General features: G+C 63.4%; 18 protein-coding genes. 2 read left to right on the top strand and 16 right to left on the bottom strand.

Annotated features, from left to right (window positions below; all coding sequences use genetic code 11):
- Positions 1-120 precede the first annotated feature (120 nt).
- From glyA to EKO19_RS26970, 8 genes are all read right to left on the bottom strand, one after another.
- Positions 121-1377 (bottom strand): serine hydroxymethyltransferase, encoded by a 1257-nt coding sequence (glyA, locus tag EKO19_RS27005; RefSeq protein ID WP_129780511.1) that lies wholly within the window; start codon positions 1375-1377, stop codon positions 121-123.
- Positions 1378-1467: 90 nt separating this feature from the next.
- Complete coding sequence (locus tag EKO19_RS27000; protein WP_129780510.1) at positions 1468-2460, bottom strand: acetoin utilization protein AcuC; 993 nt, start codon at positions 2458-2460, stop codon at positions 1468-1470.
- Positions 2461-2536: 76 nt separating this feature from the next.
- Complete coding sequence (gene mnhG / locus EKO19_RS26995; RefSeq protein WP_129780509.1) at positions 2537-2854, bottom strand: monovalent cation/H(+) antiporter subunit G; 318 nt, start codon at positions 2852-2854, stop codon at positions 2537-2539.
- Positions 2851-3132, bottom strand: a complete 282-nt coding sequence (locus EKO19_RS26990; protein WP_129780508.1) for a K+/H+ antiporter subunit F — start codon at positions 3130-3132, stop codon at positions 2851-2853. The genes mnhG and EKO19_RS26990 overlap by 4 nt, the downstream gene beginning before the upstream one ends.
- Positions 3129-3611 (bottom strand): Na+/H+ antiporter subunit E, encoded by a 483-nt coding sequence (locus EKO19_RS26985; protein WP_456107276.1) that lies wholly within the window; start codon positions 3609-3611, stop codon positions 3129-3131. The genes EKO19_RS26990 and EKO19_RS26985 overlap by 4 nt, the downstream gene beginning before the upstream one ends.
- Entirely contained in the window at positions 3611-5236 is a 1626-nt protein-coding gene (locus tag EKO19_RS26980) for a monovalent cation/H+ antiporter subunit D (protein WP_129780506.1), read from the bottom strand. The genes EKO19_RS26985 and EKO19_RS26980 overlap by 1 nt, the downstream gene beginning before the upstream one ends.
- Positions 5233-5577, bottom strand: coding sequence for a Na+/H+ antiporter subunit C (locus tag EKO19_RS26975; RefSeq protein WP_129780505.1), 345 nt, complete (start codon positions 5575-5577; stop codon positions 5233-5235). The genes EKO19_RS26980 and EKO19_RS26975 overlap by 4 nt, the downstream gene beginning before the upstream one ends.
- Positions 5577-8477 carry a monovalent cation/H+ antiporter subunit A gene (locus EKO19_RS26970; protein WP_129780504.1) on the bottom strand — a complete coding sequence of 967 codons (2901 nt, stop codon included), beginning with the start codon at positions 8475-8477 and terminating at the stop codon, positions 5577-5579. Before EKO19_RS26970 ends, EKO19_RS26975 begins: the two co-directional genes overlap by 1 nt.
- 206 nt (positions 8478-8683) lie before the next feature.
- Here EKO19_RS26970 and ettA point away from each other — a divergent pair, with 206 nt between their 5' ends.
- Together ettA and EKO19_RS26960 are read left to right on the top strand one after the other, a co-directional pair.
- The gene (ettA, locus tag EKO19_RS26965; protein WP_129780502.1) at positions 8684-10360 is read left to right on the top strand and encodes an energy-dependent translational throttle protein EttA; all 1677 of its coding nucleotides are present in this window, start codon (positions 8684-8686) and stop codon (positions 10358-10360) included.
- A 39-nt stretch (positions 10361-10399) separates the two neighbouring features.
- On the top strand, positions 10400-11053 hold the full coding sequence (locus tag EKO19_RS26960) for a hypothetical protein (RefSeq protein WP_129780500.1): 654 nt from the start codon (positions 10400-10402) through the stop codon (positions 11051-11053).
- Between the two features lie 5 nt (positions 11054-11058).
- On the opposite strand, the gene EKO19_RS26955 is transcribed toward EKO19_RS26960, so the two are convergent.
- The 8 genes from EKO19_RS26955 to EKO19_RS26920 all read right to left on the bottom strand — a co-directional run bounded on the left by EKO19_RS26955 (position 11059) and on the right by EKO19_RS26920 (position 21334).
- Positions 11059-11484, bottom strand: a complete 426-nt coding sequence (locus EKO19_RS26955; RefSeq protein WP_129780498.1) for a YidB family protein — start codon at positions 11482-11484, stop codon at positions 11059-11061.
- A 129-nt stretch (positions 11485-11613) separates the two neighbouring features.
- The gene (dld, locus tag EKO19_RS26950; protein WP_246038977.1) at positions 11614-13323 is read right to left on the bottom strand and encodes a D-lactate dehydrogenase; all 1710 of its coding nucleotides are present in this window, start codon (positions 13321-13323) and stop codon (positions 11614-11616) included.
- Complete coding sequence (locus tag EKO19_RS26945; RefSeq protein WP_129780494.1) at positions 13320-14801, bottom strand: M81 family metallopeptidase; 1482 nt, start codon at positions 14799-14801, stop codon at positions 13320-13322. Before EKO19_RS26945 ends, dld begins: the two co-directional genes overlap by 4 nt.
- Positions 14798-15877, bottom strand: a complete 1080-nt coding sequence (locus tag EKO19_RS26940; protein ID WP_129780492.1) for an ABC transporter ATP-binding protein — start codon at positions 15875-15877, stop codon at positions 14798-14800. Before EKO19_RS26940 ends, EKO19_RS26945 begins: the two co-directional genes overlap by 4 nt.
- Before the next feature lie 25 nt (positions 15878-15902).
- Positions 15903-16784, bottom strand: coding sequence for a carbohydrate ABC transporter permease (locus EKO19_RS26935; RefSeq protein ID WP_129780490.1), 882 nt, complete (start codon positions 16782-16784; stop codon positions 15903-15905).
- A complete protein-coding gene (locus EKO19_RS26930) occupies positions 16777-17700 on the bottom strand; it encodes a carbohydrate ABC transporter permease (RefSeq protein WP_129780488.1) in 924 nt (307 codons plus the stop codon). Before EKO19_RS26930 ends, EKO19_RS26935 begins: the two co-directional genes overlap by 8 nt.
- Positions 17697-18989 (bottom strand): extracellular solute-binding protein, encoded by a 1293-nt coding sequence (locus EKO19_RS26925; protein ID WP_129780486.1) that lies wholly within the window; start codon positions 18987-18989, stop codon positions 17697-17699. The genes EKO19_RS26930 and EKO19_RS26925 overlap by 4 nt, the downstream gene beginning before the upstream one ends.
- Positions 18989-21334 (bottom strand): TonB-dependent receptor, encoded by a 2346-nt coding sequence (locus EKO19_RS26920; protein WP_175597211.1) that lies wholly within the window; start codon positions 21332-21334, stop codon positions 18989-18991. Before EKO19_RS26920 ends, EKO19_RS26925 begins: the two co-directional genes overlap by 1 nt.
- Positions 21335-21507: the final 173 nt, after the last annotated feature.

Genomic DNA, 21507 nt, shown 5'->3' with positions numbered 1-21507 from the left:
CATCCTGCCACGACCCTCGGGCGAGCCGGCAAAAGGCGCGACTTTTGCCTCTCGCTCGCCGCCTGTGGCGGCGGGGTACATCCATGTACCCGGGGTGGCCCGTGTACAGCTCACATCAACCTATCGCGAGTAGACCGGGAACTTGCGGCAGATCTCTTCAACCTTGGCCCGCGTCCGGTTGACCGCGGCCTCGCTGCCATTCTCATCGAGAATGTCGGCGATCCAGTTGGCCACGTCGGTCACTTCCGCTTCCTTGAAGCCGCGAGTGGTCGACGCCGGCGTGCCGATGCGCAGACCGCTGGTGACGAACGGCGAGCGCGGATCGTTCGGCACCGCGTTCTTGTTCACCGTGATGTGAGCACGACCCAACGCTGCGTCCGCATCCTTGCCCGTGATGTCACGGCCGATCAGATCGAGCAGGAACAAATGATTGTCCGTGCCGCCCGACACAACCTTGTAGTTGCGCTTGATGAAAGCGGCAGCCATGGCGCGCGCGTTGGCGACGACCTGCTTCTGATAAGTGACGAAGTCGGGCTGCAGCGCTTCGAGCAGCGCCACCGCCTTGGCGGCGATCACGTGCATCAGCGGGCCGCCCTGCGTGCCCGGGAACACCAGCGAGTTGAGCTTTTTCTGAATCTCTTCGTTCTCACGCGCCAGGATCAGGCCGCCGCGCGGGCCGCGCAGCGTCTTGTGAGTCGTCGTGGTCGTCACGTCGGCGATGCCCACCGGGCTCGGATACACACCCGCGGCGACCAGACCTGCGACATGGGCCATGTCGACCAGGAAATACGCACCGACGCCGTCGGCGATCTTGCGGAAACGTTCCCAATCGACGACGCGCGAGTACGCCGAGAAGCCGGCGATGACCAGACGCGGACGATGTTCCTGCGCCAGACGCTCGGCCTGGTCGTAGTCGATTTCACCGGTCGCCGGATTCAGACCGTACTGCACGGCCTTGAACAGCTTGCCCGAGAAATTCACCTTGGCGCCGTGAGTCAGGTGGCCGCCATGATCCAGGCTCATGCCCATGATGGTGTCGCCCGGGTTGATCAGCGCCAGATAGGCGGCGGCATTGGCCTGCGAGCCGGAGTGCGGCTGGACGTTGGCATAAGCGGCGCCGAACAGTTTCTTGGCGCGGTCGATGGCCAGCTGTTCGGCCACGTCGACGTGCTCGCAACCGCCGTAATACCGCTTGCCCGGATAGCCTTCGGCGTACTTGTTGGTCAGCACCGAGCCCTGGGCTTCGAGCACGCGGGGGCTGGCGTAGTTTTCCGACGCGATCAGCTCGATATGGGCTTCCTGACGGGCACGCTCGGCGTCGAGCGCAACCTGCAACTCCGGATCGAAACCGGCAATGTTGGCGTTGGCGGGGAACATGGATACCTCGGCAGTGGGGGCGCCGATTGTACGGGAAAGCAGGCCCTGCGGGCGGCAACACGTGCAGCGGAGCCGGACAGGTACAGTCGGCTAGGAGGCTTCCAGGTGGACGGCTTCCCGCTGTTCCTCGGCATCCAGGAAGGACTCCACCACCCGGGTCCAGGCCCGGGCCAGATTGCGGCGGTTGTAGCCTCCGCCGCCCATGGCGACCACACGGCCATGGCCGAGCTGGTCGGCGATGGCGCACACGCGGGCCGCCGCATGAGCATGGGCCCCCTCGCTGAAGCGCAGATGGGTTATTGGATCCCCGGCCAGGCTGTCCGCGCCGCATTGGAGCAGGATGAATTCGGGCCGGGCGGCCAGCAGGTACGCTTCGATCCGGGCCCAGGCCTGGTAATACTCGTCGTCCTCCGCGCCCGGCGGCAGCGGAATATTGAGCTTGGTGCCGCGCGCCGGCCCGGCCCCGGTTTCGTTCGCATGGCCGGTGCCGGGATAGAGATACCGGCCATCCTCGTGCATGTCGGCGAACAGCAGATCCGGATCGTCCTCGAACGCATAGAACACGCCATCGCCGTGATGGGCGTCGATGTCCACATAAGCGACGCGCTTGAGCTGATGCCGTCGCCGTAAATAATGGACGGCGACGCCGCAGTCGTTGAACACGCAGAATCCGGCCGCCCGCTCGGGGGCCGCGTGATGCAGACCGGCGATGGGAATGAAGGCCCGCCGTGCTTTGCCGCTCATGACGGCTTCGACCGCCGTCAAAGTGCCGCCGACGACGTGGCTGGCCGCCTCGAAAACGCCGCGGAATGCCGGCGTATCGCTGGCATCGAGATAACCATGGCCGGTGACGGACCGGTCGCGCACCAGGTCCACGTAGGCCGGCGTATGAAACCACTCGAGCTCTTCACGAGTAGCCAGCCGGGCACTGCCACGCAGGACCCGCCCGTCCATGCCGCACTGGTGCAGCTCACGCATGAACGCTTCGTGACGATCGGTCCCGAACGGGTGTCCGTCGCCGAAGCCATAGCGGGCGATTTCGTCGCCGGAGACGAGCAGGACGCTGCGGCTGGACTCAGTCACGGCGAAACTCCCCGAGCGAACATCGATGCCACGCCAAGAAACGGATGCCGCACTGTACCCGGAACGTCGGGGCAAATCACGGCTTCGGCGGCTTGGTCCTGCGAATCGCGGCCTGCATCAGCACGATGGCGGTAATGGGCGCGGTGACCACCACGAACAGGGTGATCAACAGCTCATGAATGACCGGCCGGTGAGCCACCGCCGACGCGATCAGCATCGAAGCCACCAGCACGCAGCCCACGCCCAGCGTGTTGCCCATGGAAACACTGTGGATGCGCATGAAGAAATTCGGCAGCCGTAACAATCCGATGGAGCCCACCAGCGTCAGCAGCCCGCCGACGATCAGCAGGAGAGTGGCCGGCACCGCGACCCAGGTTGGAATATCCGGCATCATGGCTCGATCACCTCGCCCCGATATAGAAACATCGCCAGCGACGCCGAGCCGACGAAACCGAACAGCGCGATCAGCATGGCGACCTCGAAGTGCACCACCGACGTCCAGCGCACGCCGAACAGCAGCAACGTCAACATGCCGTTGATATAGAGCGTGTCGAGCGCGAGCACCCGGTCCTGCGCGGTCGGCCCTCGCATCATGGCGATCGCGGCATTCACCATCGCCAGGGCGAAACACAACTGCGCGAACCACACCGCCCCGTTCAGTACGGCGTTCATTCGAAGATCTCCCGCAGGGGCCGCTCGTAGCGCTGTTTGATCGTGCGAATCCATTCTTCGGGATCCTGCAGATCCAGCACGTGCAGTTTCAGCACCGATGAGTCATCGGTGAGGCCCGACCAGACGGTGCCGGGTGTGGCGGTCACGATCATCGCCAGCACAGCCAACCCGTGCGGATCGCGCATGTCCAATGGAATATCCAGAAAGCCGCTTCGCACTTCGCGACCGCCCGTCATGCCGAGCACGATGCGGCCCACGGCGAAGTTCGATTTGACGATGTCCACCAGCACCTTGAACGCCAGGCCGAACGCCACGCGCACCCGGCCGAGACGCGGCCGGACCGGTCGCAGCTTCTGAAAGCTCAGCACCATGCCGAAACCCACCACCAGGCCCAGCAGGACGTTGCCGAAGGTCAGCGTCTCGGTGAGCACGAGCCACAGCACCGTTAGCCCGAGCGGCAACAACACTGGGATGCGCATCATGGCAGCACCTCCCGCGTCGGCAGCACAGCGCGAATATAGAAGCTGGGCTCATGCAGCCATTCCGCGGCGAGATCGAGATATGACATCACCGGCCCTGCCAGGACCGTCATCGCCACGGACAGCAGGATCAGGAACGCGACCGGCATGGCCTCGATGAAACGCAGCCGGGGCGTCGTCGCTCCCGTCGACCAGAAGCTGCGCATGCCGCGCTTGGTAAAAGCAAACAATCCCGCGAAGCCCGCCGCGAGCAATGAAACAATCAACAGCCACGCATCCATGGAAGATTGATCCATCGCCGCGCCGAGCAGCGCCGAGATCATGGAGAACTTCGCGATGAATCCCACCAGCGGCGGCAGACCGGTGGTGAGAACCGTGCAACTCACGAACGCCATGCCGAGAAACGCCAGCGCCGCGGGAATCGCGACGCCGACTTCGTCGAGCTCGTTGTCGCCGACCTCGTGCGGTTCGCCCGCCATGAAGGCCGTGTATGTCGTCGGCTGCGGCGCCATCGTCTCGGTGACGGCATTGACGCGCAATCGCTCGGTCATGCCGGCAATCAGGAAGAACGCCGTACCCGCGGGCACCGACGCAATCAAATACAACAGCACCGGCGCGATCGCCGACGTGACACCCAGCGCAACCACCGCAAGCAACGTCCCTGAGGAAGCAATCACCGAGAACGCGACCAGACGCGTCAACTGTTTCGCCGCGAGCATGCCGACGATGCCGAACCACATCGTCGCGACCGTGCCATAGAACAGCCAGGGCCCGGCGAACGGCGCCGGCGTTTCAGGAACCGCCAGCAACGAGCCCATGCGCAACAGTGAATAAACGCCGACCTTGGTCATGATCGCGAACATCGCCGCGACCGGCGGGCTCGCGGCGGTATAGGTCGTCGGCAGCCAGAAGTTGAGCGGCCAGATGCCCGCCTTGATCAGAAACGCGATGCCCAGAATGCCGACACCCGCTTCGAACAGACTGCGATCGTTCGGTGCCATGGCGGCCCATTGCACGCCCAGATCCGCCATGTTCAGCGTGCCGGCGACGCCATAGATCAACGCCACGCCGATCAGGAAAATCAGCGAGCCCGTCAGGTTCACCGCCACGTAGTGCAAACCGGCCTTCACGCGCACGGAGTTCGAGCCATGCAACAACAGACCGTAGGACGCCGACAACAGGATCTCGAAAAACACGAACAGGTTGAACAGATCGCCGGTGAGAAACGCGCCGTTCAGCCCCATCAACAGGAACTGCAGCATGGAGTGGTAATGCACGCCGATGCGGTCCCAACTGGCCAGCGAATAGACCAGCACGGGTAACGCGATGGCCGCATTCAACGCCAGCATCAACGCCGACAATCGATCGACGACCAGGACGATACCGTAGGGCGCGATCCACCCGCCCAGCGCGTACACCTCGACACCGTGCTCGAGCAATCCCGGCTGCGGATAGATCAGCCGATACACCAGGTACGCGGCAATCGCCACCTGCGCCAGTGTCGTGAGTAACGCGATCGACGACCGCAACACCGTGCGCGTTTGCGGCAGGAACAGCAGCAGCGCGCCGCTGATGAGCGGCAGCACGATAGGCAAAACCGGCAGGTGTCGAAGCAGCGTGCTCATTCGCCCTTCTCCACGCCGTCGACATGGTCGGTGCCGGTAAAGCCGCGCGAAGCGATCAACATCACCAGGAACAGCGCCGTGGTCGCGAAGCCGATGACGATGGCGGTCAACACCAGCGCCTGCGGAATCGGATCGTCATAGAGCGACGCGTCCGCCACCACGTTGGGATCGATCAGCGGCGGCCGGTCGAGCGTCAGCCGCCCCATCGCGAAAATGAACAAGTTGGTCGCATAGGACAGCAGCGCCAGACCGAGAATCACCTGAAAGGTACGTGGCCGCAGCAGCAACCACACACCGCATGCGAAGAACACTCCGATCGCAAGGGAATAAATCAGTTCCATCAGCGAACCATCCTGACGCTGGTCATGTCCTCGGTCTCCCCCGCGCGGCGATGACTGCGCAGCGACTGATGCGCCAAGGCAATCAACATGAGAGTCGTGGTGCCCACGACGAGCAGATACACACCGAGATCGAATACCAGCACACTCGACAGATGCAGCTTGCCCAACAACGGCAACTTCGGTTCCCAAACGATGGCGGACATGAACGGCAGCGAAGCGAACCACGCGAGACAGCCCGCACCGGCCGCGCACAGCAGGCCGCCGCCTATCCAATATTGCGGATGAATACGCAGCCGGGACTCCACCCACAGCGTGCCGTTGACCAGATACTGCGCGATGAATCCCGTCGCCATCACCAGGCCGCCGACGAATCCGCCGCCGGGCGCGTTGTGACCGCGTAACAGGAAGAAGATCGAGACCACGCCGGCCATCGGCAACAGCAAGCGCCCGATGATCGCCGGCACGAGCATCGCACCCTTCGGTACTGGATCGCGTGGATCGGGCAGCTCGCGCGCTGGATCGCGTTTGTCCGCTGAGTTCGTGACGACCTCCGGCGCCGGCCGGAATCGACGCAACAACTTGTAGATCGTCAGCGCGACGATGCCGAGCACCGTGATCTCGCCGAACGTATCGAAGCCGCGGAAATCGACCAGGATCACGTTGACGATGTTGTGCCCGCCTCCGCCCGGCAGCGTGTTTCTCACGATGAAATCGCGAATGCCCGGCCCAGCCGGTTTGGTGAGCACCACGTAAGCCAGCACCGCCATACCGATGCCTGCAACGACGGCGAGCGTGGCATCGCGAATGCGACGAGCACGCGCGCGCACCGAATCCCGATTCTGCAGCTCCAGCGGCATGCGTTTCGGCATCCAGCGCAAGCCGAGCAGCAACAACACCGTCGTCACGACTTCGACGCTCACTTGGGTCAGCGCCAGATCCGGCGCGGAGAACCATGCAAACGTGAGCGATGTGACCAGGCCGGCGCAGCCGACCATGATCAATGCCGCGAGACGATGGAACTTCGCCTGCAACGCCGCGCCGACCGCGCATGCCGCACCGACCAGCCACAGCAACGCGAAGGCCGGATCGATCTGGGTCAAGGCAGTGCTGGCATCGAAGTTCAATTCTCCCAGCGTCGCGACCATCGCAGCCGCGATGACCGCGACGATGATGAGTGCCAATTGCGTCTGCAGTCGCGACGAAGAGAGGAGACGAACCAATGCGCCCGCGGCGCGGATCATTCGGATCTGCACGATCGTGAATGCTCGCTTGCCATCGAAGCGACGGAACAGCGGCGCCAGCACGCCCTCCGGGTGACCGAGCCGCGTCAGCCAGGCATGAATCGCGAGGCCACCCACGAAGGCGGCCGCGCTCATCAGCAACGGCAAGTTCAAGCCATGCCACACCGCGAGGCTGTACTTGGGCACGCGGCCGTCGCTCAAGATCGCACGGGTCGCAAGATCCAGCACCGGTCCGACCGTGCGTCCAGGCAACATGCCCACCAGCAAACACGCCAGCACCAGCATCGCGCTCGGCAGCAGCATCCAGCGCGTCGGCTCGTGTGGCGTACGGGGCAATTCACCGGGCGCGGTGCCAAAGAACACCTGCCGAATGAAGCGCGCCGAGTACGCGACACTGAACATGCCCGCCAGGGTCGCGGTCGCCGGCAGCGTGATCCGCAACCACAGCTCCTCGCCGGCGAAGATGGTTTCCGCGAAGAACATTTCCTTCGACAGGAACCCGTTCAACAGCGGCACGCCCGCCATGGCCGCAGCAGCGACCAGCGCCAGTGTCGCGGTGATCGGCATCGCGTGATACAGGCCGCCGAGGCGTTTCAAATCCCGCGTGCCGGTCTCGTGATCGACGATGCCCGCGGCCATGAACAGCGACGCCTTGAAGGTCGCGTGATTGAGCATGTGGAACACGGCGGCGACCAGCGCGAGCGTGCTGTTCATGCCCAACAGCAGCGTGATGAGCCCGAGGTGGCTGATGGTGGAATACGCCAGCACGCCCTTCATGTCGCGCTGGAAGGTCGCGGCATATGCGCCGACCAGCAGCGACGCCAGGCCAGCGCTGCACACGATGGCGAACCAAAGATCGGTGCCCGACAGCACCGGCCACAGTCGCGCCAGCAGGAATACACCGGCTTTGACCATGGTCGCCGAGTGCAGATAGGCCGACACCGGCGTCGGCGCCGCCATCGCGCGAGGCAGCCAGAAGTGAAATGGAAACTGCGCGCTCTTGGTGAATGCACCGAGCAACGCCAGCGACAGAATCCACGGGTAAAGCTCGCTCGCGCGGATCGCATCCGCCGCCGCGATCACTTGATCGAGGTCATAGCTGCCCGCGATGTGCCCCATCATCAGCACCGAGGCCAGCAAGCACATGCCACCGGCGGCCGTCACGGTCAGCGCCATGCGCGCGCCGGCTCGTGCGTCGGTGCGGTGATACCAGTAAGCAATCAGCACGAACGAGGTGAAGCTGGTCAGCTCCCAGAACATCACCAGCTGGATCAGATTGCCCGACAGCACCACACCGAGCATCGAGCCCATGAACGCCAGCAGGAACGAGAAGAAGCGCGGCACCGGATCGGCCGGCGACATGTAATAGCGCGCATACACCACCACCAGCGCGCCGATGACGGTCACCATCATGGCGAACATCCAGGCGAACCCGTCGAGGCGCAGCCCGAACGTCAGGCCATATTGGGGCAGCCAGTCGACCGCGACCTTCACGACGCGCCCGGCGACCATGTCCGGGTAGAACGTCGCCAATATCGCCGCGCACGACAGCGCGACCAGGCCCGCGAGCCAGGCTTCCACGTTGCGGGCATTGGCCCGCAGGAGCGCCGCGCCCAGGGCGCCGACGAACGGTAAGATCAATATGAGGTACAGCGTCATCGGGCCCAATGCTGCACGACTCTGCTCGATGTCGGTAGCCACCTGGCGACAGTCATCGCTCGTCCCACACCGATCGGTCAGGATTTACCCGCAATCCGGCGTGGCTCGCGAAGCCGCAAAGCCGCCAATCCGCTGTATCATTCCGGCCCCTTGCGCAATTTGCGCGCCCCGAACACACCGAGCCCGCGAGCGAGCCACTTCAGCTTATGGCCCAATTCATCTACACCATGAACCGCGTCTCCAAGGTGGTGCCGCCCAAGCGCATCATCCTGCGGGACATCTCCCTGTCCTTCTTCCCCGGCGCCAAGATCGGCGTGCTGGGCTTGAACGGCTCGGGTAAATCCTCGCTCCTGCGCATCATGGCCGGCGAGGACAAGGAGATCGACGGCGAGGCCCGCCCGCAGCCCGGCATCAAGATCGGCTTTCTGAAGCAGGAGCCGGGCCTGGATCCGAACAAGGACGTGCGCGGCAACGTGCTCGAAGGCGTGGGCGATGTGCAGTCGCTGATCGACCGCTTCAATGCGGTCAGCGACAAGTTCGCCGATCCGGACCTCGATCCGGACGAAATGAACAAGCTGCTGGAAGAACAGGCCAAGCTGCAGGACGCCATCGACGCCAAGGGTGGCTGGGAGCTGGAGCGCACGCTCGAAGTCGCCGCCGACGCCCTGCGCCTGCCGCCCTGGGACGCGGATGTGACCAAGATCTCCGGCGGCGAGCGCCGTCGCGTCGCGCTGTGCCGTCTGTTGCTGTCGAAGCCCGACATGCTGCTGCTCGACGAGCCCACCAACCACCTCGACGCCGAATCGGTCGCGTGGCTGGAACGTTTTCTCGAAAGCTACCCGGGCACTGTCATCGCGGTGACCCACGACCGTTACTTCCTCGACAACGTCGCCGGCTGGATTCTGGAGCTGGACCGCGGCCACGGCATTCCGTGGCAGGGCAACTATTCCTCCTGGCTCGACCAGAAGGAAAAACGCCTCGCCGTGGAAGAGAAACAGCAGGAAGGCTTGCGCAAGACCCTGCAGCGCGAACTGGAATGGGTGCGCCAGAATCCGAAGGCGCGCCAGGCCAAGAGCAAGGCCCGCATGCAGCGCTACGAAGAGCTGGCCTCGCAGGAATTCCAGAAGCGCAACGAGACCAACGAAATCTACATTCCGCCCGGCCCGCGCCTGGGCGAGCTGGTGATCGAAGCCACCAACCTGAAGAAGGGCTTCGGCGACCGCCTGCTGTTCGACAACCTGAGCTTCAACCTGCCCGCCGGCGGCATCGTCGGTGTGATCGGCCCGAACGGCGCCGGCAAGACCACCCTGTTCCGCATGCTCACCGGCCAGGAGAAACCGGATAGCGGCGAGATCCGAATTGGTTCGTCGGTGCAGGTGGCCTACGTCGATCAATCGCGCCAGTCACTCACCGACAGCAACACCGTGTGGCAGGAGCTCTCGGGCGGTCTGGAGATGATCAAGGTCGGCAACTATGAAACATCGTCGCGCGGCTACGTCGGTCGCTTCAACTTCCGCGGCACTCAGCAGCAGCAGTTGATCGGCGAGCTGTCCGGCGGTGAGCGCAATCGAGTGCATCTCGCGAAAGTGCTCAAGAGCGGCGGCAACGTGCTGATGCTCGACGAACCCACCAACGACCTCGACGTGGAAACGTTGCGCGCGCTGGAAGAAGCATTGCTCAGCTTCCCGGGCTGCGCCATCGTGATCTCGCACGATCGCTGGTTCCTGGATCGTATCGCGACTCACATCCTGGCGTTCGAAGGCAACTCCGAAGTCACCTGGTTCGAAGGCAATTACGCGGAATACGTCGAAGACTTCAAACGTCGCAAGGGCGAGGATGCGGCCACCCCGCATCGCATTCGTTACAAGAAACTGGACGCGTGAGAAGACTGAAACGATGGCAATGACAAGGACGGCGCAAGCGTGATCTCGAACGCAGTCATTCTGATCATTGCCATCTTCGGTTTGTTGCTGCTGATACTGGCGTGTCAGCGGCTGTTCCGCGCCCGCTTCCTCGCCGCCGGCGGCAGCGCTTTCACCGGCTCGCTATTCCTCGCGGTCGCGGCGCTGCTGTTCGTGGTTTCGCTGAATCTGCGCACCTACGCGCAACTGACCCTCGAGCGCCCCGTCGCGGAGATCGTGTTCGAGCAGCGCGGCCCGCAGACGTTCAACGCCACGCTCACGCAAGTGCCGAACGGCGAAATCCAGATGTTCGTTCTGTCCGGCGACGAGTGGCAACTCGACGCGCGCGTGCTGAAGTGGAAAGGCTGGGCCAACCTGTTCGGCCTCGACGCGCAGTATCGACTGGAGCGCGTCAGCGGCCGCTATCGCGACATCGCGCAAGAGCGCACCGCCGAACGCACGGTATATCCACTGGCCGAGAATCCCGGGCTGGACCTGTGGCAGCTCACGCTGGACAAGCCCGATCGCCTGCCCTTCGTCGACGCCGTCTACGGTAACGCCGCGTACATGCCCATGTCCGACGGCGCGCGTTACGAGGTCAAGATCTCACAAACCGGTTTGATCGCCCGGCCGGTGAATACGGCGGCTCAGCAGGCCGCCGGCAGCTGGAAATAAACTGCTCAATGAAACAGTTTGCCCAACGACGAGAGCGCTGAGCCCAGTTCACCCTCGGACGGCACGCTGCCGTTGGGCGTGAGCTTGTCGACCACTTGTGGCAACAGGCCCGCGAGCGCGTTGGACGCCTCCGATTCATTCAGGCCGGCGCGCGCGCCCAGATCCGCGACATTTCCTGTGCCCAGTACCTGCTTCACTTGATCGCCCGAGATGGGCAGGTTCTGGCCGGTGCCGATCCAGGACTGCAGTACGTTGCCGAGCCCTGCGCTCTGAAAACCATTGGCGAGATTGCTGAGCGCGCCGGGCTGACTGAACATGGAAAGCAGGTGCGGCAGCAACGCCGCGCCGCTACCGCCGCCGGCGGCTTGACTACCCGATTGACCCTGTCCGAGCCCACCGAGCGCACCACTGATTTGATCGAGTAAACCCATGGCGAGTTCTCCACGTTGAGACGAGGGAGCGCAGTATATGCCTGCGAACCACAGCAGCGCGGCATACGCACAAGGTGCATGTCCCCACTTCTCGCTCGTCGACGTCCAGGTCTTCTATCGGGATTCGCATCACTCCCAATGGGCGTGCCTGGACGTGTGTCCGACGCCGGGATTGAAACAATTGGCCGGATCGAGCTCGCGGTAGTGCCGGACCAGGGCCGGTTTGGCCGGGTAGCTGTGGCCGACATTGTGCTCGGCCGGATACTCGGCACCGCGTTCATCGAGTTGCTGCAGCATCCATTGTTTCAGCCGATGCACATCCGTCCCCGCGTGCACCAGATAATCCTGATGCAGGACATGACAGAAGAAATGTCCGTAGTACAGCGCGTGACTGATCTGCCCGGCGATCGATTCCGGGAGCTGCTCGAACCACTGCAACTCATTGCGACGAAGCGCGATGTCCAGAGCAATGATGTCCGCAATCTGCTTCCGGTGGAGCGCACGATAGCGGATCGCGGCGCCGGCGGTGACGAAGCGGTGCAGGAACGCCGCCTTGCCCTCCGCTTCGGTGCACTCAAAACAAGAGTCCTGCGCCGACTGGAAGACGGTCGCCAGAATCTCGCGTGTTTCATCGACGCGATCAGCGGCCACCTTCAGCATCAGATGATGACGATAACGATCACGATACTGGCGCAGGCGCGCTGGCAAATGGTTGGGTAACACGCACGCCGCGGCTTGCAGCAGCTTATCGCTGAAGTCGGGCGGCAATATTCGCAGCCGCGCGGCCAGCGAATCGATCCAGCCTTTGAAAGCAAACAACTTCGGCAACCGGGCCGCGCCGAGCCAGCGAATCGCCAGGAAAGTATCCTTGCCATAGCGCACGGCGATATCGAAGGCGGTTCGATGCAGATACTCCGCCTCGATGGGCAACTCCCGGCAGTGTTCGAGCATGTAGCGTCGTAGGGTCGTGAGCTCTTCCGGATCGTCGGTGCCGATGTAAAACACCGTCGTCGCTGGTTCGCTCGAGAACGTATCGAGCCGAACAGCGAACACCATGACCTTGCCCGCGCTGCCGGATGTTTCGAACAGCCGCCGGGCATCCGCATTGAATCTCGCCGGACTCGATGCATCGATGTCGCGCAGCTCTCCGACATAGTCCCGGCATGAAGCGCTGCGCCCGGTGGAATAGTCGACGTCCGCTTCGGTGAACGCATCGCCATCCAGCCGACGCAACATGCTCTCGGGATCGTCGCCCAGGCGCACGCCCAGGTGATTGACGAGTCGAATCTCGCCGTTGGAATCGACCTGCGCATACAGCGCCATTTCAGTATAGGCCGGCCCCCGGCGAATCAATGAGCCACCCGAGCTGTTACATACGCCCCCCACGACCGAAGCGCCGATGCAGGATGAGCCGATCACGGAATGTGGCTCCCGCCCCAACGGCCGTAATATCTTTTCGAGCTGAAACAACGTCGCGCCGGCGTGGCAGATGACCTGCCGTCCCTGATCGATGAGCCGGACACGCGCGATACGCAGCGTATTGACGATCACGATATCGCGGTCATAGCCCTCGCCATCGGGAGTCGAGCCGCCGGTCAGCCCGGTGTTGGCCGCCTGCACGATGACGATCTTGTTGGCACGGACACAGGCCTGCAGCACGCGCCACTGCTCGACCAACGTCCCCGGCCTCACGACGGCCAGCGCCGGACCAGCACCGCAACGCAATCCCGTTCGATACCGCCGCGTCGCCGCCGCACCGGTCAGCACGTGTCGGCGTCCCACGATCTGCTCGAGCAACTCGATGAAGCGGCGCCGTTCGCCGGTGATGATCTCGCTCACTCGGGCAACGAATCCAATGGGTACAGCGGCCGCGTCACCCGGGTGAACGGAATTCGTTTCATATTGGCGCAGGTCGGCCCCGGAGTGTCGGCGATCAAAATGCGCTGTGCCCATTTGCCGAACGAATGACGAAAGCCCCCCGGCGATTTCACGAAGATCAGCGCCGCGGCAGCGGGATCCAGTCCCTGCGACAGATACATGGCCACATCCCATTCGAAGGACGGCAGCGTCCGCACCAGTAACCGGAGCGCACCCACCGCGAGTACCACCGTCCGGCCCATGCCGATCTCCATGTCCTGATCGCGCATGTGATATCGACCATCGGACAGCAGCTGCACCGTGGCACTGATCCGCAACGGAGCACCGTCGCTGCGCGAATAGTAATGGCCGATGTCGACTTCAATACTGGCGCCCACGCCCATTCGCTGGGCCACGGTCACGACGGCTGGATCGCAGATCGAGAGATAGACGAGCCGTTTGCCGCGCTCGGCTCCGGCCGCCAATAGCGCACGCAGTACCGCAGTGCTGTCGGCCGCCGAGCCGCCGCTTGGCGCGTCGCCGGCATCGCTGACGACAGTCAAGCCCTCCGATGACAGACCGATACGAATCGCGTCATCCAGCTCGACCAATTCGGGCGTGAACTGATCTCGCTGATTCCAAGCTGCTTGCGCCAGCTCAGCTGCAACCTGTTCCGCCACGGCCACGTCGCCGTCCGCGCATACCAGCGCCGCGAACCCCAGGTCCGGCACATCGATCCATGGTTGCACCGGAAACAGCGACGCATGTAACACACGCCCGCTCAACTCAGCACGGCGAGCGGCAGCGACCACAGGAACCAACCCTCCGTCCGTGGTGCGAGCACACACCGCACTCACGACCATCGGACACTTCGCGAGGGCCATGACGGGACGTCGCTTGCCATCGAGCGTGTCGACCATCAAGCGCGCGGCACGTTGGCCGGTTTCGTAAATATCGATATGCGGATACTGCTGATAACCGACGTGGAAACAATTGGGCTGCAGCATCTCCGGCGTGATGTGTCCATGCAGATCGAAGGTGATGCCGATGGGAACGTCTGGCGGCAGGATGCGGCGCAGACGGGCGATGATTTCCGCATCACCCCGCCTCGCCCCACCTTCCACCACCAGGGCGCCATGCAAAGCCAACAGCAGTCCATCGACGGGCAGTGCCTCGCGCAACCGCGATTCCATCTCACCGACCAGTGCATCGAATGCCGCTTCGGTCAGCGGGCCACCGGCGAAAGCACCAGCGGCCAGCAACGGTACTGGCGTCACGCCCGCGGCACGCAGCTCCGAGATGAAACCATGAATCTCGATGTGTGCCCGCTCGAACCCGGCACCGAAGATTGCCTCGCCCCGATGCAGGAAGTAGTTTTCGAACGTCGCCACCGTGGTCGCGAGCGGCGAGAACGAATTGGACTCCTGCATCAGCAGGCCGACTGCAACGCGCCGACTCATGCCATCCCCTTCCGATCCGGCCACGCCAGGCCAGTGACCGCGTCGAACAGTTTGATCCCGTCCAGATTGATATGAATGTTTCCTTGCCAGCCGGCGCGAATATCCGTGTCGCGCGTCTCCAGACCGACGATGGGCGGCAGATCGTCCAGCGCGTAGTGAACGATGGCGCCATGCCCCAGATGTTCGACCAGCTTGACCTGCGCGGGCACGCTCACGCACTTCTCGAAACGGCCCAGCTGCACGTCCTCCGGCCGCAGCCCCAACTGCACCGCGCCGCTGCGTCCGGCATGACCGGATAGCGGCAATCTCAGCCCTGCCACGCTGACGACGCCGCTATCGAGCTGCGCCTGCAGGATGTTCATGTGAGGACTGCCGATGAAGCGGGCGACGAACACGTTGGCCGGATTGCGATAGATTTCCAACGGCGTGCCCTGCTGCTGAACCTTGCCGCCGTTGAGCACGATGATGCGATCGCTCAACGTCATCGCCTCCACCTGATCGTGCGTGACGAACATGATCGTCGTACCCATCTTGTTGAACAGCAGCTTGAGCTCGCCGCGCATGCGTACGCGCAGGGCAGCGTCGATGTTGGACAACGGCTCATCGAGTAAACAAATCGCCGGCGAACGAATGATCGCGCGACCGATGGCGACACGCTGGCGCTGGCCACCCGACAACTGCGCAGGTTTGCGATCCAGCAGCCCTCCCAACTCGATGGTCTCGGCAACCGCACGCACGCGCTGAGAGATTTCCGTGCGCGGCAGGCGCTGAATGCGCAGCGGGAACGCCAGATTTTGCGCGACGGTCATGTGCGGATAGAGCGCGTAGCTCTGGAACACCATGGCGACATTGCGATCGCGCGCCGACAGGTCGGTGACATTGCGGCCGCCGATCAGCACGCGACCGTCGGTGGGCCGTTCGAGTCCGGCCGCAATGTTCAGCAGCGTGCTCTTGCCACAACCGCTGGGACCCAGCAGCGTGACGAACTCATGCGGCGCCACGCTGACCGACACGTCGTCGATCACATGTGTCGCACCGAACGTCTTGCTAATTCTATTCAGCTCAATGCCTGCCATGCTGTCGCGCTCACGCCCCCGCTTACTATGATTTGACCGCACCGAACGTCAGACCGCGCACGATGTGTCGCTGCACAGCCAACACCGCGATCATGACCGGCACGAAGGAGATCACGCCGAACGCGCTCATCTGTCCCCAGGCGAGCGCGTTGTCGCCAACGTAGCCCGCGATCGCCACCGGCACGGTCCTCGCCTTGAGCACCGTCAACGTCAGCGCGTACAACAATTCGTTCCAGGCATAGATGAAGACGAAGATGGCGGTGATCACCATGCTGGTCGTGGACATGGGCATGACGACGCGCACGAAACGCTGCCACAGCGTGCAGCCGTCGATCATGGCGGCACGCTCGACTTCTTTCGGCAGATCCTGGAAATAACCGAGCATGGTCCACACCACGAACGGAATCGCCGCCGCGGTGTTGGAGAGAATCAGCGCCGCCAGCGTGTCGATGAGGCCGAGCTCGCGAATCAGCAGGTAGTAGGGAATGGCGAAGCTGATCGGCGGGAACAGTCGGTTCACCAGAATCCAGACCAGCAACACCCTGTTGAGGCGGATCGGCAGACGGATCCGCGCCAGGATGTACGCGGCGGCAGTGCCGACCAGCGTCGCGAGCAAGGTGCTCACCACGGCCACGATCGCCGTATTCAGCAGATAACGGCGATTGAACGGATCGGCGAGCACCGCCTGGTAGTGCTCGGTCGTCAGCTGCGTAGTCAGGAACACCGGCGGCGAGGTGAAGAAATCCGACTGATGTTTCAGCGAGCTCAACAGCAGCCAGTACACTGGAAACAACAGCACGAACAACAATAGCCCGAGGCACAGATACAGGCCCGCGGCGCGCACAGAGTCTCTGAGTTGCCGGCGCCGCCTGAGCGTGTGCTCGCCAGCGTCGATTGCGTCAATCATTCAAGTACGCCTGGTTGCGCGGCACCGCTTTGAGCAGCAGATAGATCGAAGGCGGCAGCAGCATGAGGAGGAAGATCCACGAAGCCGCGGCCGCCGCCGGATATTCCAGAAAGCGGCTGCCCAGGCGCACGATATAGATGTTCAGCGTCTGCGTGCTCACGCCCGGTCCGCCGAAGGTCATGGCGTAGATGAAGTCGAAAGTCTTCAACAGATCCATCAGCCGGATCAAACCGACGATCAGATACAGATGCGCGAGCATGGGCAGTTTGATTTCCAGCAGCACGCGCAGCGGCGAGGCGCCATCCATCTGCGCAGCTCGAATCGGCTCCTGGGGCAGCGCCATCATGCCGCCCATCAGGATCATGGCCACGATCGACGTGTTGGTGAGAATCTCCACCACCAGCACCGCGGCCATGGCGGTGTCCGGCTGGGAAATCCAGGGCTGCGGATTCAACCCGAAGAACCCCAACGCCGCGTTCAGCGGGCCGTACTGAACATTGAACAGCAAGCGCCACAGAATGCCGGTGACCACCGGCGGCACCATGAGCGGCACGAGCAGCACTACGCGCGACAGACCCGTGAGACGTCCGCTCAAGCGCTCGTTGGTCAGCAGCAGCGCCACTAACGTGCCGAGCAGCAGCTCGGCCGGCAGCGCCACCAGCGTGAACACCAGCGAGCGTCCCACCGACGACCAGAACTGCCCGTCGGCGAGCACATCGCGATAGTTGTCCACGCCCGACAGCTCGATCGGCGCGCCCGGCGTGCGAATGTCCCACTCGCAAAAGCTCAGGTACGCCGAATAGATCAGCGGAAACAGATAGGCGACGCAGAGCGCGAGGATGCAGGGCGAGATGAACAGCAGCGCCGCGATCCGATCGTCTCGAAGCCAGGTGCGCAATCGTGCAGTGAGCATCATTGGAGCGCGTCGATATCGGAGTAGTCGTGATTGGCCGGTCCCGGCATGGAATCGAACAGCTTGCTCCACAGCGTGGCCGCCGAACGCGCCGCTTGTTGGGATGTCATCTGTCCGGTCAACGCTTCCGACCAGATGGCGCCGGCCTGCACGAACCAGCCGATACCCTTGGGATGACCTTCGAAACCGGGTCGGAACGACGCGGCTGCCGCGGCCCTGACCGCGTCGATGCCCGGAAAGCGCGTGGCGACTTCCGGATCGGCGAGCACCGAGCTGCGCGTGGCATAGATGCCGTGCTCCACCATCAACCGCTTGGCATTGCGCGCACTGGTGACAAATTCGATCCAGGCCCACGCCGCGTCCTTGTGCTCGGAATATCCGGAGGCCGCGAGATGCCAGCCGGCGTAGCCACCCGGCCCCGGCGGCTGCATCGCGGCCCACTTACCGACGATGCGCGATTTCTTCGGATCGTCGAGATTCGGCTGGATGTAGTCGGGCCATTCCAGCAGGAACGCGGCCTCGCCGTTGAGAAACACCTGATCGGCTTCCGCAATGTCCATTGCGAATACGCCGGGCGGCGCATAGGCAAACAGTTGCTTGAGCCGGTCGAGTGCGCGTGCGCCCTCCTCACCCCCGAACTGCGGCCGACCGTCGGCGCTGAACAGCGAACGACGCTCGCCCGCCTTGTACGCCGAGAAAAAATATTTATTGAGCTGCACGTTGACGCCGGCCGCGACGATGCCGTGAAATTTCTTGGTCGTGACGGCGCGCGCGGCGGCGATCAGCTCGTCCCAGTTGCGCGGTGGCGCAATCCCCGCGGCGGCGAGGACATCGGCACGATAGAACAACACCATCGAACGGCCCGTCAGCGGAATTCCGTAGCGCCGACGCGCGCCGGGATCCAGACCCAGCAAGCCGTTCAAGCCGCGATAGTCGTCGATATCGAATCCGGAACCGGCGACATAGGGATCGAGCGTTTGCAGATAAGCCCGAATATTCGCGTCCCAGGCCTCATCGACATCGAACACGTCGTAGCTGCCGGCCCGGCCGATGAAGTCGCTCATCATCTGATCCTGCATCTGTTCCCAAGGCGTTTCGACGAACAGGACCTGCGCTCCGGTGGCGGCCTGAAACTCCCGCGCGAAGGTTCGATAGCCGGCCAGGCGCTGCGCGGCGCCTGCCTGCACCATGTGGATCAGCGTCACACCCTCGAACCGGCCCGCTGCCTGCAGCGGCGCACTGGCGACCGCTGCAAACAGCAGGCTGAACAGAACGATCAGAGACTTCATCATTACCAGCGATACAACATGCCCATGCCGACGGTACGGGGCCGAACTGTAAAGGTCGAGCCCAGCGCCGAGCCGCCCACGCCCAGCGCGGCCAGGTCATAGAGGAATGGATGATCGTTGAGCGCGTTGTTGACGTACAACGACAGCTCCATACCGTTCACCATCATGCCGGCGCGGAAGTTGAGGATGTTCTGCGACGGGTTCGGCTGGTACAGCGTCGAATAGTTCGGCGTGCCAGGATGATCCAGGCTGGTGAACGGGCCGGGGTTCTTGGGCCGATACTGATCGTCGACGCGCAGGTAGGCCTCGTAGCCGCCGAGCCCGAAGGCATATTCCAGCGACGCGGCGAACAGCCAGGGTGAATGGAACATGTCGAGCTGGTCGCCCTTGTACGCATAGACGATGTTGGTGCCGGGGACGCCGGCGGTCTCGGCCACCTTGGCATCGGTATAGCCGACGTTCAGTCCCAGATGGAAGCTCTCGGTGAGTCGCGCGTTGACCAGCAGGTCGAAGCCTTTCACCTCGGCCTTGCCGACGTTGGCAACGAACGAGGCCAGGCAGTCCGGCACATAGATCGACTGCTGGATGTCCTTCCAGTCGATGTAGTAGGCGCTGCCCTCGATCGCCAGACGGTTACCGAACAGGCGATTCTTCGAGCCGACCTCGTAGCTCCACAGCTCGTCGGAATCGTAAGAGCTCGGCGTGCTGGTCACACCGATCTCCTGCAGCTGCGCGGTACATTGCGGGGTCGGTTGCAATGGCGTATTGGCGCCGCCCATGCGATTGCCCTTGGCAGCGCTCGCGTACAGCAGGTTGCTATCGTTCACCTGATAGTTGATGCCGAACTTCGGCGTCATCGCAGTCTCTTCCTGCTCGCCCGAGCGCGCCGTCGTGCCGCCGTTGACCGGGCCCGCCGCATTGTACGAGTAGCCGCTGCGTTGCCGTGCGACGCGTGTACCCGCAATCAATGTCAGCTTGTCGAGCACGCGATAGTCGAACTGCGCAAATCCGGCGAGCTGACGATCGCGCAGGATATTGGTCGCATCGAACGAACGATCGCCGTTGACCATGTCGGCGCCCCAGGCGTACGGCACCGTCATGCCCCACAGCTCCTGGGTCATCGCCGGCAGCGCCGGACTCACGATCTGCTGGTGGACCTCCTGGCGCAGGTACGAATAGAAGCCGCCGACGGTCCATTTCAACCGCGCGTCCGGATCGGAGGACTGCAGACGCAGCTCCTGACTGTAAACATCCTGATGGTTCGAGTAAGGCACCGGCGAGGCTTCCGAAATGGAGCGTGCCGCCGCCAGACCGAAGAAGCTCGCCACCACGTTTGTATAGTCGAGCGCGTAGTCGTTCTCGCGGCGCATGTAACCGGTCAGCGCGGTCAAGCTCACCGGCCCGAGGTCCGCCTCGATCTTCAGCGACGGCAGATAGAACTTGTCATCGGCCGGCGTCAGCAACGCGTTCTTGTTGACGAAATCGGTGTCGTCCACGTTGGAGGCGCTGGGATCGAAGAAGCCGCTGTCGTTGATGTTCACCTTCTGCAGGAACATCGATGGCGTGATTCGCAGCGACTCGGTCGGCGCGAACGTCAGCGCCCCACGCACCACTGTCGACTCCGACCAGTTGGCGTCCTTCTCGACGGCGCCGCCGGGCAGGAAGCTGTCGTGATCGATGTAACCGCCATCGCGGCGATACCAGGCGCTGACCCGATAGCCCGCCTTGTTCTCCACGATCGGGCCACCCAGCGACACGCCGGCCTCGTAGCCGAGCTCGCCGCCTTCGGTGCTGGAGATATCCGCACGCGAGTAGCCGCTGAAGTCCGTCAAGCTCGGTTGTGCCGTGATGAATCGAACTGCGCCGCCTTGGGCGCTGGCTCCAAACAAAGTGCCCTGCGGGCCGCGCAGGATCTCGACGCGCTCCAGATCGAAGATACGCGGCGTGCCCACGCCGACCAGATTCAAGATGCCGACGCGTACCTGCACGGGCACGTCGTCGATGTAGATTCCGGAGGTGGCCGAGCCGGCCTGTGAGTAGATGCCGCGGATGGTGATGTTCTTCTTGGCGCCGCGGTCGTCGCTGAACTCGATGCCGGGCGTCACCTTTACTACATCGTTGAAGTCCCGCGCACCGATCCGGTCCAGGGTCTCGGCGTCGTAGACGCTCAAGCTGATCGGTACTTTGCTGGAACCCTCGGCCCGCTTCTGCGCGGTGACGATGATCTCTTCGATCTGCGCCGAGCGCTCCTCCGCGGCGCTGGCTGCCCCCATGTAGAGCGATAGCCCGGGCGAAGCCAGAGCCAACGCGGCGATCTTCTGCAATCGACGGTGATGCTGTCGTGACATTCTCGTGTACCCCATATTGACGCTCGATGACGCCTGCCCCTGTGTCAACGAGTGTCAGCGAGCGCTTCCGGGAATACCAGTTCAGCCTGTTTCGCCGCGTGAAATGGCGCCGACTGCCGCGGGCGGGGGCCCGTGATAAGGTCCTCGCGAACCACCTGGCGTCACCAAGGAAA

The organism is Peristeroidobacter soli, assembly GCF_004138485.1.
Lineage (GTDB): Bacteria > Pseudomonadota > Gammaproteobacteria > Steroidobacterales > Steroidobacteraceae > Steroidobacter > Steroidobacter soli.
Note: the sequence above shows the minus strand (reverse complement) of the source record. Positions and strands in the feature narration are given on the sequence as shown.

Coding starts and splice junctions, on each gene's coding strand:
- glyA (WP_129780511.1), bottom strand. CDS start 1,377: ATGTTCCCCGCCAACGCCAACATTGCCGGTTTCGATCCGGAGTTGCAG.
- mnhG (WP_129780509.1), bottom strand. CDS start 2,854: ATGATGCCGGATATTCCAACCTGGGTCGCGGTGCCGGCCACTCTCCTG.
- EKO19_RS26990 (WP_129780508.1), bottom strand. CDS start 3,132: ATGAACGCCGTACTGAACGGGGCGGTGTGGTTCGCGCAGTTGTGTTTC.
- EKO19_RS26985 (WP_456107276.1), bottom strand. CDS start 3,611: ATGCGCATCCCAGTGTTGTTGCCGCTCGGGCTAACGGTGCTGTGGCTC.
- EKO19_RS26980 (WP_129780506.1), bottom strand. CDS start 5,236: ATGAGCACGCTGCTTCGACACCTGCCGGTTTTGCCTATCGTGCTGCCG.
- EKO19_RS26975 (WP_129780505.1), bottom strand. CDS start 5,577: ATGGAACTGATTTATTCCCTTGCGATCGGAGTGTTCTTCGCATGCGGT.
- EKO19_RS26970 (WP_129780504.1), bottom strand. CDS start 8,477: ATGACGCTGTACCTCATATTGATCTTACCGTTCGTCGGCGCCCTGGGC.
- ettA (WP_129780502.1), top strand. CDS start 8,684: ATGGCCCAATTCATCTACACCATGAACCGCGTCTCCAAGGTGGTGCCG.
- EKO19_RS26955 (WP_129780498.1), bottom strand. CDS start 11,484: ATGGGTTTACTCGATCAAATCAGTGGTGCGCTCGGTGGGCTCGGACAG.
- EKO19_RS26945 (WP_129780494.1), bottom strand. CDS start 14,801: ATGAGTCGGCGCGTTGCAGTCGGCCTGCTGATGCAGGAGTCCAATTCG.
- EKO19_RS26940 (WP_129780492.1), bottom strand. CDS start 15,877: ATGGCAGGCATTGAGCTGAATAGAATTAGCAAGACGTTCGGTGCGACA.
- EKO19_RS26935 (WP_129780490.1), bottom strand. CDS start 16,784: ATGATTGACGCAATCGACGCTGGCGAGCACACGCTCAGGCGGCGCCGG.
- EKO19_RS26930 (WP_129780488.1), bottom strand. CDS start 17,700: ATGATGCTCACTGCACGATTGCGCACCTGGCTTCGAGACGATCGGATC.
- EKO19_RS26925 (WP_129780486.1), bottom strand. CDS start 18,989: ATGATGAAGTCTCTGATCGTTCTGTTCAGCCTGCTGTTTGCAGCGGTC.
- EKO19_RS26920 (WP_175597211.1), bottom strand. CDS start 21,334: ATGTCACGACAGCATCACCGTCGATTGCAGAAGATCGCCGCGTTGGCT.